This window comes from Neisseria leonii (assembly GCF_028776105.2).
Classification (GTDB): Bacteria; Pseudomonadota; Gammaproteobacteria; order Burkholderiales; family Neisseriaceae; genus Neisseria; species Neisseria leonii.
The window spans coordinates 1,670,304-1,687,074 of sequence record NZ_CP145606.1; the positions used below are offsets into that span (position 1 = coordinate 1,670,304).

The 16,771-nt window shown below is 59.5% G+C and carries 11 protein-coding genes; 7 read left to right on the forward strand and 4 right to left on the reverse strand.

Annotation, left to right across the window (positions count from 1 at the left end):
- The first annotated feature begins 67 nt into the window (after positions 1 to 67).
- From ORY85_RS08000 to ORY85_RS08020, 5 genes are all read left to right on the forward strand, one after another.
- On the forward strand, positions 68 to 1,876 hold the full coding sequence (locus ORY85_RS08000; RefSeq protein ID WP_274571647.1) for an autotransporter assembly complex family protein: 1,809 nt from the start codon (positions 68 to 70) through the stop codon (positions 1,874 to 1,876).
- 57 nt (positions 1,877 to 1,933) lie between these two features.
- Positions 1,934 to 5,800 (forward strand): translocation/assembly module TamB domain-containing protein, encoded by a 3,867-nt coding sequence (locus tag ORY85_RS08005; RefSeq protein WP_274571648.1) that lies wholly within the window; start codon positions 1,934 to 1,936, stop codon positions 5,798 to 5,800.
- 72 nt (positions 5,801 to 5,872) lie between these two features.
- Positions 5,873 to 7,189: an MFS transporter gene (locus ORY85_RS08010; protein WP_274571649.1), complete on the forward strand. Its 1,317-nt coding sequence runs from the start codon at positions 5,873 to 5,875 to the stop codon at positions 7,187 to 7,189.
- A gap of 211 nt (positions 7,190 to 7,400) precedes the next feature.
- Complete coding sequence (locus tag ORY85_RS08015) at positions 7,401 to 9,602, forward strand: TonB-dependent hemoglobin/transferrin/lactoferrin family receptor (protein WP_274571650.1); 2,202 nt, start codon at positions 7,401 to 7,403, stop codon at positions 9,600 to 9,602.
- An 81-nt stretch (positions 9,603 to 9,683) separates the two neighbouring features.
- On the forward strand, positions 9,684 to 10,724 hold the full coding sequence (locus tag ORY85_RS08020) for a ChuX/HutX family heme-like substrate-binding protein (RefSeq protein WP_274571651.1): 1,041 nt from the start codon (positions 9,684 to 9,686) through the stop codon (positions 10,722 to 10,724).
- An 88-nt stretch (positions 10,725 to 10,812) separates the two neighbouring features.
- Here the strand turns inward: ORY85_RS08020 and ORY85_RS08025 are convergent, their stop codons facing one another.
- From ORY85_RS08025 to ORY85_RS08040, 4 genes are all read right to left on the reverse strand, one after another.
- Entirely contained in the window at positions 10,813 to 11,670 is an 858-nt protein-coding gene (locus tag ORY85_RS08025; protein ID WP_274571752.1) for a mechanosensitive ion channel domain-containing protein, read from the reverse strand.
- A gap of 150 nt (positions 11,671 to 11,820) precedes the next feature.
- Positions 11,821 to 13,095 (reverse strand): phosphoribosylamine--glycine ligase, encoded by a 1,275-nt coding sequence (gene purD, locus ORY85_RS08030; RefSeq protein WP_274571652.1) that lies wholly within the window; start codon positions 13,093 to 13,095, stop codon positions 11,821 to 11,823.
- 268 nt (positions 13,096 to 13,363) lie between these two features.
- Positions 13,364 to 14,614 (reverse strand): UDP-N-acetylglucosamine 1-carboxyvinyltransferase, encoded by a 1,251-nt coding sequence (gene murA, locus ORY85_RS08035; protein ID WP_274571654.1) that lies wholly within the window; start codon positions 14,612 to 14,614, stop codon positions 13,364 to 13,366.
- Between the two features lie 29 nt (positions 14,615 to 14,643).
- The gene (locus tag ORY85_RS08040) at positions 14,644 to 14,889 is read right to left on the reverse strand and encodes a BolA family protein (RefSeq protein WP_274571655.1); all 246 of its coding nucleotides are present in this window, start codon (positions 14,887 to 14,889) and stop codon (positions 14,644 to 14,646) included.
- A gap of 274 nt (positions 14,890 to 15,163) precedes the next feature.
- On the opposite strand from ORY85_RS08040, the gene ftsE reads away from it, so the two are divergent.
- Complete coding sequence (gene ftsE / locus ORY85_RS08045; protein WP_274571656.1) at positions 15,164 to 15,817, forward strand: cell division ATP-binding protein FtsE; 654 nt, start codon at positions 15,164 to 15,166, stop codon at positions 15,815 to 15,817.
- Positions 15,814 to 16,728 (forward strand): permease-like cell division protein FtsX, encoded by a 915-nt coding sequence (gene ftsX / locus ORY85_RS08050; protein ID WP_274571657.1) that lies wholly within the window; start codon positions 15,814 to 15,816, stop codon positions 16,726 to 16,728. Before ftsE ends, ftsX begins: the two co-directional genes overlap by 4 nt.
- Positions 16,729 to 16,771: the final 43 nt, after the last annotated feature.

The window sequence follows — 16,771 nt, forward strand, 5'->3', positions numbered from 1 at the left end:
TCGGTAGTGGTAAGTAGTTGGTGCTAAAATCGCAAATTTATCCATATCTTGCGACAGAATCCCGCTTATGATGAAACACAAAGTGATGGTGTGGGTGCTGGCTGCCCTGGCCGGCTTGCCGACCGCCGCGTGGGCTCAGACGGAGCAGACGGCGGGAGATGCCGCCCCGTCCGTCCGTCCGGAAATCAGGGAGCCTAAATATCCTGTTGAAATCCAAACGGATAACGGGCAGTTGAAAAAGATGCTGGAAGAGCATCTGCCGCTGATTACCGAGCAGCGTCAGGAGGATTTGGACGAAGAGCAAATCGCCTTTTTGGCCGAGCAGGCGCCCGAACATATCAAAACCATGGTGCGTACCAAGGGGTATTTTTCTGCCGCTTCTTCCGTCGGGCGGACGGGCAACCGTTTTGCCGTCCGTCTCGACCCCGGCCCGCAAACCAAAATCGACAATGTCGGCGTGGCGATTGCCGGTGATGTGTTGCAGGACGAGAATTTGGGCGACTATTACCGTGCCGCGATGGATAACTGGGTGCTGCCCGTGGGGGAGGGGTTTGACCAGTCTCTGTGGAACAGCAGTAAAAGTGCCGTGCTGTCGGCCGTCAAACGCAAAAAATATCCGCTGGCGGTGCTCAGTCATTCCCAAGCCACCATCAATCCCAACAACCATACGGCCGATATTGCCGTCAGCGTGGACAGCCGCCAGCCGATTTATTTCGGCGAACTGGACATCAGCGGCGTGAAGCGTTATCCCGAGCGTGTGGTGCGCGGCATGGCGCGTTTCGAGCCGGGCGATCCGTATGATTTGGACAAACTGCTGGACTACCAGCAGTCGCTGGAACAGGACAGCCACTATTCCGGTGCTTCGGTGCAGGCCGATTTCGACAATCTGACGGACAACCGGGTGCCGGTGAAAGTGAACGTAACCGAGGTGATGCGCCAGCGTTTGGAGCTGGGTGTGCGCTACGATTCGGAATACGGGCCGGGCGGGCGCATCGGTTACGATTATTACGATTTGTTCGGCAAGGGCTATGTCGGCTCGGTGGTGGCCGATGCCGACCGTTACGAAACCAGCCTGTCGCTGGGTATCAGCCAGCCGCGCCGCAGCAACGGCACTTATTGGACGACCAGCCTCGGCTATAAGCGCAGTACGGTGCGCAGCCTGCAAACCGGCACCGTCAACAGCGGTATTTGGTATGTGCGCGACCGCAACGGCATCGAGTCGCGGTTGGGTGTGGAATACATTTCCGAGAATACCCGCCTGCCCGATATGAAGCTGGATTTGGGCAATTCCTATGCCACCATGCTGACCGCATCGTGGAAACGCCAGAATATAGAAACCCAGCAGCGGCCGCAAAACGGCTATTATCTGGACGGCAAAATCGGTTCGACCGTCGGATCGCTGCTGTCCTCTTCCGCCATGCAGCGGATCACCGGACGCGCAGGCTATTATTTCACGCCGGAAGACAAGCAGCTGGGGACGCTTGTAGCGCGCGGCCAATTCGGCTATGTGCGTACCGGCGACAAATACCAGATTCCGTCCACGCTGCTGTTCCGTACCGGCGGCGCTACATCGGTGCGCGGTTATGAATTGGACAGTATCGGTTTGGCCGAGCGTTTCGACGGATCGGTTTTCCCCGACCGTGCGATGGCGGTCGCCAGCATCGAATACCAATATCCGGTAACGCGCAATTTTTCGGCTGCCGTTTTTCACGACACGGGCGCGGTTTCCGGCAGTTTCAAAGATTTGACGTTCAAACACGGTACCGGTCTGGGCGTACGCTGGTTCAGCCCGGTGGCACCGTTCTCGTTCGACATCGCCTACGGGCATAACGACAAAAAAATCCGCTGGCACATCAGTTTGGGCACCCGTTTCTAAGTCTGTCCGCCGCAAGCGGCAAACCGTTAAACCGACACAGTATCTGAAAAACCGACGATGAGTACGATTGTAGAACCAAGCACTGTTTCAGACGGCCTGCCGCCGCGCAGGGAACCGCCGAAAAAGTCAGGACGGTGGTGGAAAATCCCGCTGGCCTTGGCCGTCCCGGCCGCGCTGGCCCTGACAGGTGCTGCCGTATGGCTGGCGGCCACGGAGTCCGGCCTGCGTTTCGGGCTTTACCGCCTGCCGCAAATCGCGGGCGTACAGATTCAGAGCGAAACCCTCAGCGGCACCTTGTGGGACGGTTTCGACGGGCGCAATTGGACGGTAAAAACGCCGACGGCGGATTTGGAAATCAGCCGCATCGGCCTGCAATGGCAGCCGGGCGCATTGCGTAACCGCCTGCTGCATATCAACCGTATCACGCTGGGCGACATTCATATCGCCGCCACCCGCCCGTCCCCGCCGAAAGAAACGCCGCCGTCGGTTTTGCCGCAAAGCATCGATTTGCCGCTGGCCGTGCAGATTGACAGTTTGGCTGTGGGCAAAATTACCAGCGGCAGTAAAGACAATGTGCTGGTGTCGATGGCGGAGGCCGCATACCGCTACGACCGCACCGACCACCGCCTGACTTTGGGCGCACTGCAAACGCCGTGGGGAGTCAACCGGGGCGAAATGGTATTGAACACCGTTTCCCCCTTTGCCCTGAACGGCAAAATCACCGGCGACGGCGTGTTGTCGGATACGCCGGTCAAGGGCGAAGCCGGTTTGTCGGGCAGTTTGGAACGGGCGGTGCTGGCCGCCGATTTGGCCGGCGGTAACATCAGGCTGAATGTGGCGGCCGAAGTCAGCCCGTTTGCCGAGGCGGTGGCGGATAAGGTTGCATCGGCGAAAATCACCGGCCGCAATCTCAATCCGGCCGATTTTCTGCCCGATTTGCCGCAGGCCGATTTGGATTTTGATGCCTCTCTGATGCCGTCTGAAAAGCAGGGCATGGCTCTGGAAGGCTTGATTGAGCTGGAAAACCGCGCGGCCGCACCGGCCGACCGGCAGGCGATACCCGTACGCCGCTTCAGCGGCCGCTTCGGCCTGGACGAGGCGGGTGTGCTGGCATTCCGCGATACGGAGCTGCGGCTGTTGGGCAAAGGCCGCATATCGTTGAGCGGACAAACCGATACGGCCGCCCAAACCCTGAGCCTCGATACCGGACTGTCTGATGTGTCGGCTGCGGATGTGATCGGACGACAGTTTGACGACACGCTCAACGGCAAGTTGCAGCTGCGCGGCACATACAGCGAGCCGCAGCTTTTATGGCTGCTCGACAGCCGCCGTGCCGAAATCGGCGGCGAGGCGCTGGTGGCAACGGATACGGCAAACGGCCAGCGCACGGTCAGACTGGCCAATGCGCACATCCGACCGCAAAACGGCGGCGAAATGACGCTGGCGGGCGAGTTGGAGCTCTTCAACCGCCGGGCATTGAAACTGGATATTGTCAGCAGGCAGTTCAATCCGGCCAAACTGTATCCCGATTTTCCCCTCGGCAATGTGAACGGCGAAATCGCCCTGAACGGCGAGCTGGCAGACCTGACACTCTCGGGCAAAATGAAATTTGCCGAAAGCACGCTCTCGGGCGTGCCTTTGCGCGGCAGTGCCGATGTATTGTACGAGAAACAGCATTTGGCACGCGCCGTGAGCGACATTCTGCTGGGGCGCAACCAAATCCGCACCGGCGGCAGTTTCGGCAAAAGCGGCGACAAACTCAATATCCATATCGCAGCCCCCGAATTGGACAAGTTCGGTTTCGGTTTGGGCGGTTCTCTGAATGCACAGGGCTATCTGGCGGGCGAACCCGACAAACTCGATGCCGATCTGACAGGCAGTGTGCGCAATCTGCGCGCGGGCAGTGCGGTACAGGTGCAGCAGCTGGATTTCAACCTGATCGGTTCGCCCGATTACAGCCGTCCGCTCCATATCCGCGCCGAAGGCCGTTCGATTATCCTGCCCGGCGAAGGTTCGCCCACCCGTATCGATCAGCTTGATGCCGATATCCGGGGTACGGGCTTGCGCCACACCATACGCGTGCAGGGCAATATGCAGGCCGGCGGCAAGCCGTACCGTCTCAATGCGGCGGCCGAAGGCGGGTTGGAGCGGCAGAATAATCACTGGAAAGGCACGGTGCGCACACTGGATATGGGCGGGGCGTTCAGTCTGACGCTGCAAAATCCGATGCAGTTGGAGGCCGGTGCCCGGCGTGTCGCCATGAGTGCGTCCCGATGGGCGGCTATGGGCGGCAGCCTGAATCTGGAACGTTTTGTCTGGGACGCAAAAGACGGTTTGAGCACCAAAGGTTCGGCCAATAATCTGCACATGGCGCAGCTGCACAATTTCTACGAGCCGCCGGTAAAACACGATTTGGTATTGGCGGGCGACTGGGATTTGTCGTACAGCAGCAATATGCGCGGGTATGCCAACATCCGCCGCCAAAGCGGCGACATTGTCTTTTCCGAGCGCAACCAGTCGCTCGGCTTGGCCGATTTGGCGCTGAACACACGTTTTCAGAACGGCGGCATCGAAGGCCGTCTGAACGGTACGACGCGTTACGGCAGTATCGACGGCAATGTGCTGATTCATCAGCAGTTCGGCGGCGACATCGCGCGCGCGCCGGTCAGCGGCAATATCCGCCTGAATGCGCCCGATTTGGCGGTGTTCCGCAGCTTTATGCCCATCGGCCAGACCCTGCGCGGCCGTTTGCAGGGCAGTGCCGCCATCAGCGGCCGTGTGGGCGACCCGCAGTTCAACGGCACGCTCAACGGCGATAACCTGTATTACACCAACCGCGAACTGGGGCTGATTCTGGACAACGGCAGCCTGCGCTCGCGTCTGGCCGGCCGCCGCTGGATTATCGATGCTCTGCGCTTCCAACGCGGCGGAACCGTTACGCTCAGCGGCGATGTCAATCTGGCGGGCAGCAGGCCCGATGTCAATGTCGCCGCCCTGTTCGACCGTTACGAAGCACTCGACCGGCCCGACCGGAAGCTCACGCTCAGCGGTGATGCCAAACTGATTTATACCGAGAAAACCGGTGTCGCGCTGACGGGCAGCCTGAAAGCCGACGAAGGGCGTTTCGGCTTCCAGCGTTCCGGTATGCCGGCGTTGGGCGACGATGTGGTGGTTTTGGGCGAACCGCCGAAAGAGAAAAGTGCGCCCACGCCGATCAGCCTGAATCTGATACTCGATTTGAACGACCGCTTCTATTTCAGCGGCGAAGGTTTGGACGTGACGTTGGGCGGCAAGCTGACGCTTACTGCGCGGCCGGGCGAAGATGTTCAGGGCGTGGGTACGGTCAATATTGTCAAAGGCCGCTATAAGGCTTACGGACAGGATTTGAACATTGAAAAAGGCACGATTTCCTTTGTCGGCCCGCTCAATAATCCGAACCTGAATATCCGCGCCACCCGCAACCTTTCGCCGGTGGGGGCGGGCGTAGAAGTGCTGGGCAATCTGGAAAATCCGCGCATTACGCTGGTCGCCAACGAGCCGATGAGTGAGAAAGACAAACTTTCGTGGCTGATTCTCAACCGCGCCAGCTCGGGCAGCGACGGGGACGAAGCGGCTTTGGCTGCCGCCGCCGGTGCCTGGCTGGCGGGCAGCATCAACGACCGCATCGGCCTGGTGGACAATTTCGGCTTTACCAGCCAGCGGACGCGCAATGCCCAGACAGGCGAGCTGAACCCGGCCGAACAGGTGCTGACAGTGGGCAAGCAATTGACCAACGAGCTGTATCTGGGCTACGAATACGGCATCAACAGTGCCAGCCAGTCGGTGAAGCTGATTTACCGGCTGACCCGTTCGATTCAGGCCATTGCCCGTGTCGGTTCCGAATCGTGGGGCGGCGAGCTGAAATATGTGATCCGTTTCGATTAACGGAAAAAGGCCGTCTGAAAACGTATGCTGCCGTTTCAGACGGCCTTCTGCCCATTTGACAGAGAGCGCGAAATGATACAGACCTTGTCCAACCGTTTTTATTCCCTGTTTGCTTCGGTATTTTTCCTGTTTGCCGGATTCGGCCTGTTTTTGAACTCGGCCGGTGTGAAGCTGGCGCAGATGGGGGTCAACAATATTGCCATCGGCGCGCTCAATGCCGCTTTCTTTTTCGGTGCGGCGATGAGTGCCGTATTGGCGCACCGCATTGTGTCGAATGTCGGCCATATCCGCAGTTTCAGCGTATTCGGTGCGGTCTTCGCCATGGCCGCGCTGGCGCACCTGATGACCGAATACCTGCCCGTTTGGGGCATTCTGCGCGTTTTGCTGGGCTTTTGCTATTTCAGTATGCTGATGGTGGTGGAAAGCTGGTTTGCCGAACAGAGTGCGCAGGAGAAGCGGGCGAAAGTGCTGGCGGTGTACAATTTGGTTTACTACTCGGCCTTTACCCTCGGCCTGCTGCTGCTGAGCCTGAATTTGGGCAGCGACAATATTTTTCTCTTGGGGACGCTGCTGGTGATGGGGGCGATGCTGCCGGTATCGCTCACGCGCATGAAAGCGCCCGAAATCCCGCCGCGTCAGAAAATCAATGTGCCGCGCGTTTTGGCGATTGCGCCGCTGGCTTTTGTGACCAGTTTTCTCGGCGGTATGCTGGTAAACGGCCTGTTCACGATGGCATCGGTGTTTCTGCTGCATCAGAGCTTTTCTGTACAGCAGATTTCCGCCTTTCTGACTACGGCGATGGTGGGGGGCTTTCTGGTGCAGTTGCCGCTGGCCAAACTGTCCGATAAATACGGCCGCCGGAATGCCATCTTGGGCTGCGCCCTGTTGTCGGCTGCGGCGGCTGCGGTGATGCTGGTGTTGATGGCGGCGGGGTATGCCGCGCCGGCGGTGCATTATACGGCCGCATTCGTATTCGGCTGCGGCCTGTTTACGCTGTATGCCCTGAGCATTGCCCGCGCCAACGACCGTCTGCCCAATAATATGAATACGGTCGAAGTCAGCCGCAGCCTGCTGTTCTGTTACGGTTTGGGTTCGCTGACCGCGCCGGTGGTGCTGGGCGTGGTGTTGCAGTTTGCGCCGGATTACGGTTTTTACGGCTATTATCTGCTGCTGTGCGCGCTGTTGGCCGTTTTTGCTTACAGTCAGCCCGCCGTGCCGGAAGAGGAGCGCAGCGTGTTTGTGAATATGCCGGGCACTTCCGCGGTGATGGCGGCCGAGCTGGATCCGCGCAACGAGGCTGAAAACCGCGATTTCGATGTCGCTTTGGCCGAGGAGCATGTGCGTAATCTGGCCGGGCAGGCCGGACCGCCGGAAACGGAAGAAAAATAAGCGGAGGGCAGATTCAGGCCGGACAATCGTCCGGCTTTTGTATTTCCGCCGTTTCCGAAACACGGATTTCAGACGGCCTTGCCCCTGCGGCGGCATCGGCAGTTGCTTTTTGACGGCCTGAAACATATAATAATAATTGTTATCGTTTATATCGAAATGTTAAGAGTCGGCCGTACGGTTCCGGAACGGCCGTCTGAAATGGGGAAATATCATGAAGATCAAACCTGCCGCTTATGCCGTTGCGCTGGCATTGGCCGCACCGGCCGCGCTGGCGCAAGACGCGGCTGCCGCTGCCGAGTTGGATACCGTTACCGTAACCGCCGGCCGCCATACGCAAAAACTCGATCAGGCCGCGCCGAATGTGGCGGTGGTGTCGCGCCAGACGCTGAATCAGGCTGCCGCCGCGAATCTGGACGATGTGTTTTTATACGAAGCGGGTGTGGACGTGCCTTCCGACCAAACGCGGCGCGGCCATGCGGGCGTGAACATACGCGGTATCGACGGCAACCGCATTCTGATGATGGTGGACGGTGTGCGCCTGCCCGAATCGTATGCGGGCGGCGGCAGTAACGGCGCGGTATCCGGCCGCGATCTGGTCGAGCCGGACACGCTCAAACAGGCGGATATCGTCAAAGGGCCGTATTCCGCGCTTTACGGCAGCGACGCTTTGGGCGGGGTGGTCAATCTGTCCGCCTATGCGCCGCGCGATTTTGTCGATGCCGAAAAGCCCTATCATTTCGGCCTGAAATACGGCTACCGCAGCCGCGACAACAGCCACGGCGTAACGGCTTCGGCGGCGGGCTATACGGAGCATGCCGAAGGTCTGCTGATGTTGACCCGCCGCAAAGGGCGTGAAACCGAAAATCTCGGCCGCACCGATACCCGCGACGGCACCCGTACCAAAAACAACCCGCAGGACAACCGCAGCTACAATATTCTGGCCAAAGGCAGCGCGGGCAATGAAAACCACCGCATCGAAGCCGTCTTCGAGCAGTTTTACCGCAAAAACGATACCGACCTGCTCAACACGCTGGGCAGCAGCACGGTTCAGCGCGGTCCGAGACGGATAACGACTGAGCAGACACGGGCCGAAGCCCATGACTCCGCCCGCCGCCGCCGCATCGGGCTGGGGTACCGTTACACGGGCGAAGGCCGTCTGAAAGAGGCCGAAATCGCACTGTACCGCCAGCAGCTGGATGCGCAGGACGATACGGTCAGTACCGGTTCGGAAACGGAAAACGGCCGCTCTGAGGGCAGCAAAACCCGCTATGCCGATTACGGGTTCAACCAAACCGCCGGCGGCATCAACGCCCGTGCTGTGGCGGATTTCGAGACCGGCAGCCTGAAACACACTGTGGTGGCAGGGGCGGAAGCCAGACAGGTTGCCACAGAGCGGATGCGCGACAGCCTGACGGTCAAGGCCGACGGCTCGACCGACAAAATGGATGCAGGCAGCCTGTACCCCAACAAAACCTTCCCCGACAGCAAGCGGCGCACATTCAGCATTTACATGCAGGACAGCATCACATTCGGCGGCAGCGGCTTGGTGCTGACCCCTGCGCTGCGTTACGAATCCGAAAGGCTCAAACCGAAAATCGATCAGGCCTATCTGAATGCCGAACCCGCCAGCCTGCCGCAGGATTTCCGCGACAGCGCGGTAACGCCCAGCCTGCGTTTGAGCTGGCCGATGGGGGCGGCGTTCACCGGTTTTGCCACCTATTCGCAGGGCTTCCGCACACCGCCTTTCGATTCGGCCACCATGTCGTTTTCCAACACCCGCCACGGTTACAAAATCGTACCGAACGCAGGCCTCAAATCCGAGCGTTCCAACAGCTTCGAGCTGGGGCTGAAATATAAAGGGGCAGACGGCAGGGTGCAGCTGACAGCCTTCCACAACCGTTACCGCGACTTTATCAACCGCCGCTTTATCGGCAGGGAAAACCGCCTGATGGTCTTCCGTTTCGAAAATCTGGACAAAGTGCAGACCTACGGCATCGAAGCCGCCGCTGCATACCGCTTGGGCGGCGCATGGCAGCTGAACGGCAGCATCGCGTGGATGCGCGGCAAAGACGGTGCGGGCAAGGCACTGGATACCGCCTATCCGCTCAACGGCGTGGCCGGCGTGGATTATGTGCAGGAAAAATGGGGCGCGGGAACCAAACTGCGCTGGGCGGCCAAGCAGAAACGCGTCAGCGATGCACGCAATTTCAAAACGCCGGGCTACGGCGTGTGGGATGCGGGCGCATGGTATAAACCGGCGAAAAACGTCGAACTGGGCGTGAACGTGTACAACCTCGGCAACAAAAAATACTGGCAGCACGCCGATGTGGCCGGTATGGCCGACTCGCCCGTGATGGATCTGTACAGCATGAGCGGCCGCAATGTGGCGGCGACGGTGCAGATTAAGTTTTAACGAAACCGTTTTCAGACGGCCTGTTGCGGCATAAAGCCCGTCAAGGCCGTCTGAAAAGCCGGTTGTGAAAGGAAAACGGCAATGAATCTCTGGCAGCGGTATCAGGAAAACAAGGCACACAGGCAGGGGATGTATTTCCCCCGCGAAGGAGCGGCCGACTTGGGGGTGAGCGAAGGCGCACTGATGACGGACGCGCCGGAAACGGTTTATCTCGGCGGCAAAGAGGCGGTGCGCGATATTGTGCTGCGGCTGCACACTTTGGGACGGGTGCAGTGTGTGGTGCGCAACAGCGTGTGCGTACATGAAAAGCAGGGTGTCTATGAAAATGTGAGCATTTCGCCTGCTTCGGGCATTGCCATCAATATCGGGGGTATCGACCTGCGTATTTTTGCTGCACGCTGGCATCATGTGTTGGCGGTTACGTCGCACGAAGGCGGCAGGGTCGGCCGTTCGGTGCAGTTTTACGATGAATTCGGTACCGCTATTCAGAAAGTATTTATGAAAGAAGACGGCCGCGAATCCGAATGGCAGGCATTGATTGAGGCTTTTCAGACGGCCTCCCGGCCTGAATTCCTCGGCGGAGAGCGGCCGCCTGTCGAACCTGCTGCGGTTTTGTCTCCCGATAGGGAAGCGGCCTTTCGGGAACGCTGGTCGGAATTGAAAGACGTACATCACTTCGGCGGTCTGCTGGAAACTTTCGGCCTGGACCGTCAAGCCGCCTACCGCCATGCCCCCGCAGGCAGCACCCGCCTGTTGGATCAGGGTGCTTGGCAGCAGGTGTTGGAGCAGGCGAAAGAACAAGGCCTGGAAATCATGATTTTTTCCGGCAATCGGGGCATTGTTCAGATTCAGACCGGCCGGGTACACAATATCGTGCGGGCGCGCGGTTATCTGAATGTGCTCGACGGCAGAGAAGAAGGTTTCAGCCTGCATCTGAAAGACGACGAAATCGCCGAAACCTGGGTGGTGCGCCGCCCGATACGCGACGGATTCGTCACCTGTGTGGAAGGCTTCGACCGCCGCCGCAAAACCGTGATTCAGATTTTCGGCAGACGGCAGGAGGGCGAACCTGAATCGGCCGTGTGGCGCGGCATCACCGACGGCCTGTTGCAGACGGCCTGACGGCCGTCTGTATGGGCGGCGGATTCAGACGGCTGAGGTGTCAGACAAAAAAGCAGCGGCATGTTCCGCTGCTTTTTTACGCGTGAAACTATGCCGTCTGCCCGGGATGGAGCAGGCGGTACTGCACGCGGATATAGGCATCGAGTACCGCCTGCTGGATTTCCAGACGTTTGGGCAGCGGCGATGCAAAGCGCACGACGATATGGTAAACCTTGTCGTCGTGCGGCACGCGGCTGACGCGCGGCACGGCGGCCGGTGTGATAAACATGGTCTGCACCTGAACGGCTTCGAAATATTCCGTCATCTGCGCAATATACGGATCGCAGGCGCGGTGCAGCACGTCTTCCAAAACGGGAATAATCTGATCCGAATCCAGATGGATCGGCACAGGAATATCCAAAGTGTGCACCACATACGCGCCCAAAGTATTGTCGCGCGACACCGGAGCCGAGAGCAGCAGACTGTTGGGAAACGAGATGGTTTTGCCGGACAGCTGGCCGATTAAGTCGTGCGGGCCGATCTGCATCATCAGCGTATTGAACAGATTAATATCGACCACGCGGCCGCGCATCTGATTAACCGTGATGTAGTCGCCCACCGAATATTGCCGCGTGGTAAAGCGCAGCAGGCTGCCCAGCAGGCACATAATCAGTTCTTTGGTCGCCAGCACGGTGGCGGCGGCCAAAGCGACCATCGACAGGGCGAAAGTCTGGATTTGCGCCGCCCACACGGCAAACAGGCCGAAAATAAACAGCAGCAGACCCACATTGCGGCTGCCCACCAGCACCCGCCGTTTGCCCTCGATGTCCAGATCGGGGTGGCGGCGGAAATACAGCTGCACCGCCAGCTCGCGCAGCAGCCAGATGGCGGGCAGCAACAGCAGCGAGGCAGCAATGTCGGTGCGCAGCGGCGGGTTGAGAAAAAATTGCTGGATAGTCTGCCACATCATCGGGAGGCTGCCGGAGCATCAACGGGAATGGTCGGGATAAGGGGCATTCAGACGGCATCAGGCCGTCTGAATGACGCAGAGCGGTTTTGCAGTGCCGCATCCGGCAGTATGCAGGTCTGTATGGTCATGGGGCCGTCTGAAAACGGCTTACAGCCGCTTGACGGCTTTGTCGGCAATATCGGTGCGGTACTGCATACCGTCGAAATGGATATGCGACAGGGCGGCGTAGGCGCGGGTTTTGGCTTCGGCAACGCCTTGTCCCAGCCCCACCACGCACAGCACGCGGCCGCCGGCGGTCAGAATCCGGCCGCTTTCGTCGGCGGCAGTGCCCGCGTGGAAAACTTTGCCCACACTGTCGGCCGCTTCGATACCGGTAATGACATCGCCTTTTTTCGGGCTGTCGGGATAGTTTTGCGCCGCCAGCACCACGCCCACGGCCGTTTCTTCTTTCCAGCGGGCTTCGACGCTGTCGAGCCTGCGCGCCAAAGCGGCGGCCACCAGTTCGGCCAAATCGCTGTCCAAGCGGCTCATGACCGGCTGGGTTTCAGGGTCGCCGAAGCGGCAGTTGAATTCAATCGTGCGGGGCGCGCCTGCGGCATCAATCATCAGGCCGGCGTATAAAAAGCCGGTAAATTCGTTGCCGTCGGCCTTCATGCCGCGCACCGTGGGCAGAATGATTTCGTCCATCACGCGGCGGTAAACGGCGGGGGTAACCACCGGCGCGGGGCTGTACGCACCCATGCCGCCCGTGTTGGGGCCTTGGTCGTTGTCGAGCAGGCGTTTGTGGTCCTGGCTGGTGGCCATTGGCAGTACGTTGTCGCCGTCCACCATCACGATAAAGCTGGCTTCTTCGCCTTGCAGAAAATCTTCAATCACCACGCGCGCACCGGCGTTGCCCATTTTGTTGCCCAGCAGCATATCGTCGACGGCGGCGTGCGCTTCGGCCGCCGTTTGCGCGACAATCACGCCTTTTCCTGCCGCCAGACCGTCGGCCTTAATCACAATCGGCGCGCCTTTGGCATCGATATAGGCGTGTGCGGCTTCGGCGTTGTCGAACGTTTGGTATTGTGCGGTGGGAATGCCGTGGCGTGCCATAAAGGCTTTGGCGAAATCTTTCGAGCTTTCCAATTGCGCGGCGGCGCGGGTGGGGCCGAAAACGGCCAGTCCGGCAGCGCGGAAGTCGTCCACAATACCGGCGGCCAGCGGTGCTTCGGGGCCGACGACGGTAAAGGCAATTTCTTCTCGGCGGCAGAACGCAATCAGGTCTTCATGGGCGGTGAGGGCGAGATTGTGCAGTTTGGGTTCTTGGGCGGTACCGGCATTGCCGGGGGCGACGAATACGGCGGACACTTGGGGCGACTGTGCCAGTTTCCAGGCCAGCGCGTGTTCGCGGCCGCCGCTGCCGATCAGCAGTAATTTCATGTCGTTTTCCTTTGTGAATGGTAAAACGGGCGGGTGTCGTGAGACGGTATCCGTCCCGATGCCCGTTTGGCCGGTGTCGGGGTTTTGCCGGATGAGTGGCAATCCGCCCGTATGTGCAGAACGTAGGTCGGATTGTCCAATCCGACATGGCGGCCGGGTTTGGCCGCCTGTTTTGTCCGTTGTGGCTCTGTAAATCTAACTCTGCAAACCCGCTTCGCTCGTTTTAGCTTCGCAGAAACGGTGCGGTGCACCGTTTTCAGACGGCCTGTCAGGCGGTGCGTTCGATTTTCGCGCCCACGCCGCCGAGTTTTTTTTCGATAAATTCGTAGCCGCGGTCGAGGTGGTAGATGTGTTCGACCACGGTTTCACCTTCGGCTACCAGCCCGGCCATCACCAGGCTGGCCGAAGCGCGCAGGTCGGTGGCCATCACGGTGGCACCGGAGAGTTTGGCCACGCCTTTGACAATCGCGGTGTTGCCTTCGGTGGAAATATCCGCGCCCATGCGGTTCAGTTCGGGCACGTGCATAAAGCGGTTTTCAAAAATGGTTTCCACCACGCGGCCGGTGCCTTCGGCCACGGCGTTCATCGCCATAAACTGTGCCTGCATATCGGTGGGAAAACCGGGGTGGACGACGGTGCGGATATCGACGGCTTTGGGGCGTTGCTGCATATCGATGGCAATCCAGTCGTCGCCCGCCTCGATGATGGCGCCGGCTTCGACCAGTTTGTCCAACACCACTTCCATGGTTTTCGGCGCGGCGTTGCGCAAAACGACTTTGCCGCCGGTCATCGCCACGGCGCAGAGGAAGGTGCCGGCTTCGATGCGGTCGGGAACGACCGAATGCGAACAGCCGTGCAGTTCGGCCACGCCTTCCACCGTCATGGTGGACGTGCCGATGCCGCTGATTTTCGCGCCCATTTTGACCAGACATTCGGCCAGATCGACGACTTCCGGCTCGATGGCGCAGTTTTCCAAAACAGTGGTTCCCTCGGCCAGCGTGGCGGCCATCAGCAGGTTTTCCGTACCGCCCACGGTTACCACGTCCATCACCACGCGCGCGCCTTTCAGACGGCCTTTGGCTTTCACATAGCCGTGTTCGATGGTGATTTCGGCACCCATGGTTTCCAGCCCTTTCAGATGCTGGTCGACGGGGCGCGAACCGATGGCGCAGCCGCCCGGCAGGCTGACTTGGGCTTCGCCGAAACGTGCCAGCGTGGGACCGAGTACCAGAATTGAGGCGCGCATGGTTTTGACCAGCTCGTAGGGGGCGACGGTGTTGTTGACTGTGCCGCCGTTGATTTCAAATTCGGAAATATTGTCGGTCAGCACGCGTGCGCCCATGCCCTGCAACAGTTTTTGGGTGGTTTTCACATCGGCCAGCATCGGCACGTTTTTCAGGCGCAGTGTGCCGGACGTGAGCAGGCCGGCGCACATCAGCGGCAGGGCGGCGTTTTTCGCGCCCGATATGGTGATTTCGCCGTTGAGCGGGCCGTTGGCGGAAATTTTCAGTTTGTCCATGAAAGAAACTTTCGGTAACGGGATGCGGGTCAGGCTTTGGCCGCCCATTCGGCCGGCGTGGCCGCCGTGCTGATGGAGAGGGCGTGCAGTTCGTTGGAGGCCAGTTTTTCGGCCAGTCCGTCTTTAATCAGGCGGTGGCGCGCGAGACGGGCTTTGCCTTCAAAGGCAGACGAAACAATGACGGCGAAAAAGTGGTGGCCGTCGCCTTCGACTTCGAGGTGTTCGCAGGGAACCACCGCTTCGATCAGGGCGCGGACGTGTTCGGGAGTCAGCATGGCAGTGTCCTTTGGCTCTCGGGCCGTCTGAAACGGGGCAGGGCTTCTGCGCGGCGGAAACGGGTGCGTGAAGCGGATTTTGTACCGTTCGGGGACGCGTGTTGCTGCGGAACGGGAAACGGCTGCGGTGCGTTTCAGACGGCCTTGCGGCATGGTCGGAATAAACGCGCATTATAAACGTTTTTTGTCCGTAATGGCGCGGCGGCGGTGCCGATGGGTTATAATTGTTTTTCATTGACGACCGACAGGCGCGGGTGCGCCGCAGCGAGACTTCATGATTCGTTTCGAACAAGTTTCCAAAATTTATCCCGGCGGTTTTGCCGCCGTGAAAAAACTCAGTTTCCGCATCGAAAAAGGCGAGATGATTTTTGTCGCCGGCCATTCGGGGGCGGGCAAATCCACGGTGCTCAAGCTGATTGCGGGCATGACCAAGCCCACCGAGGGCAAAGTGTGGCTGAACAGTCAGGATTTGGGGCAGTTGTCCGACAATCAGTTGGGCTATCTGCGCCAGCACATCGGGATTGTGTTTCAAGACCATAAAATCCTGTTCGACCGCAGTGTGCTGGAAAATGTACTGCTGCCGCTGCGCATTATCGGCTACGATGCCAGACAGGCCGACAGGCGGGCGCGGATTGCCATTGAGAAAGTGGGTTTGAAAGGGCGCGAAAACGCCGATCCGGTGACGCTCTCGGGCGGCGAGCAGCAGCGGCTGTGCATCGCCCGCGCGGTAGTGCACCAGCCCAGCCTGCTGATTGCCGACGAGCCTTCGGCCAATCTCGACCGCGCCTATGCGCTGGATATTATGGAATTGTTCAAAACGTTTCACGAAGCGGGGACGACGGTGATTGTGGCCGCGCACGATGAAACCCTGATGGCCGATTACGGCCACCGTATTTTACGTTTGCAGGAAGGCAGGTTTGCCGCATGAATGCTTATCTGAGATTGCATTTGGACGCGGCGAAAAATGCCGTCCGCCATTGGCTGCGCCAGCCGGTGGCCGCACTGCTGATTCTGGCGATGCTCGCGGTGGCGATGATGCTGCCGCTGGCACTGTATCTGGGGGTGCAGAGCAGTCAGGCGGTATTGGGGCGGCTCAATGAGTCGCCGCAGATGACGCTGTATATGGAAAGCAGTGCCGACGAGGTGGACGGCCGCGCCGTGGCCGCACTGTTGGAGGCGGACGGCCGCATTGCCGCGCAGCGGTTTGTCGGCAAGGCCGAGGGCTTGGCGGAATTGCAGCAGAGTATGGACGGACAGGATTGGGTATCGGTTTTGGACGATAATCCGCTGCCCGATGTGTTTGTCGTCAGCCCCAAGGATAATCTTGCGCCCGATGAAATGCAGGCGTTGCAGGTGCATCTGGCACAGCTGCCGATGGTGGAAAGTGTCAGGCTGGATACCGAATGGATGCAGACGCTGTACCAAATCAATGATTTGGTGAAAAAGATATTGTGGTTTCTCGCCCTGACTTTGAGTATGGCCTTTGTGCTGGTGGCGCACAATACGATCCGTTTGCAGATTTTGAGCCGCAAAGAAGAAATCGAAATTACCAAGCTGCTGGGTGCGCCCGCATCGTTTATCCGCCGCCCTTTTCTCTATCAGGCCGCGTGGCAGAGTCTGGCCGCGGCGGGGGTAAGCCTGCTGCTGTGCGGCTGGCTGGTGCGCGCCACACGCCCTTTGGTGGCGCAGATTTTCCAGCCCTACGGCCTCAATCTCCAATGGCGTTTTTTCACGTTCGGCGAGACGGTGCTGGTGTTGCTGGTGGTGGCCGGGCTGGGCATCGGCGGCGCATGGCTGGCCGCGCAGCAGCATTTGTTGAGTTTTAAGGCGAAGAAGTAAATCAAAGGCCGTCTGAAACGGCGCGCAAGCGTTTCAGACGGCC

Excerpts from the sequence above, each read along its gene's own strand:
- murA (WP_274571654.1), bottom strand. The coding sequence starts at position 14,614 with ATGGACAAACTGAAAATTTCCGCCAACGGCCCGCTCAACGGCGAAATC.
- ORY85_RS08020 (WP_274571651.1), top strand. The coding sequence starts at position 9,684 with ATGAATCTCTGGCAGCGGTATCAGGAAAACAAGGCACACAGGCAGGGG.
- ftsX (WP_274571657.1), top strand. The coding sequence starts at position 15,814 with ATGAATGCTTATCTGAGATTGCATTTGGACGCGGCGAAAAATGCCGTC.
- ORY85_RS08010 (WP_274571649.1), top strand. The coding sequence starts at position 5,873 with ATGATACAGACCTTGTCCAACCGTTTTTATTCCCTGTTTGCTTCGGTA.
- ORY85_RS08005 (WP_274571648.1), top strand. The coding sequence starts at position 1,934 with ATGAGTACGATTGTAGAACCAAGCACTGTTTCAGACGGCCTGCCGCCG.
- ORY85_RS08025 (WP_274571752.1), bottom strand. The coding sequence starts at position 11,670 with ATGTGGCAGACTATCCAGCAATTTTTTCTCAACCCGCCGCTGCGCACC.
- ORY85_RS08015 (WP_274571650.1), top strand. The coding sequence starts at position 7,401 with ATGAAGATCAAACCTGCCGCTTATGCCGTTGCGCTGGCATTGGCCGCA.
- ORY85_RS08000 (WP_274571647.1), top strand. The coding sequence starts at position 68 with ATGATGAAACACAAAGTGATGGTGTGGGTGCTGGCTGCCCTGGCCGGC.
- ORY85_RS08040 (WP_274571655.1), bottom strand. The coding sequence starts at position 14,889 with ATGCTGACTCCCGAACACGTCCGCGCCCTGATCGAAGCGGTGGTTCCC.
- purD (WP_274571652.1), bottom strand. The coding sequence starts at position 13,095 with ATGAAATTACTGCTGATCGGCAGCGGCGGCCGCGAACACGCGCTGGCC.
- ftsE (WP_274571656.1), top strand. The coding sequence starts at position 15,164 with ATGATTCGTTTCGAACAAGTTTCCAAAATTTATCCCGGCGGTTTTGCC.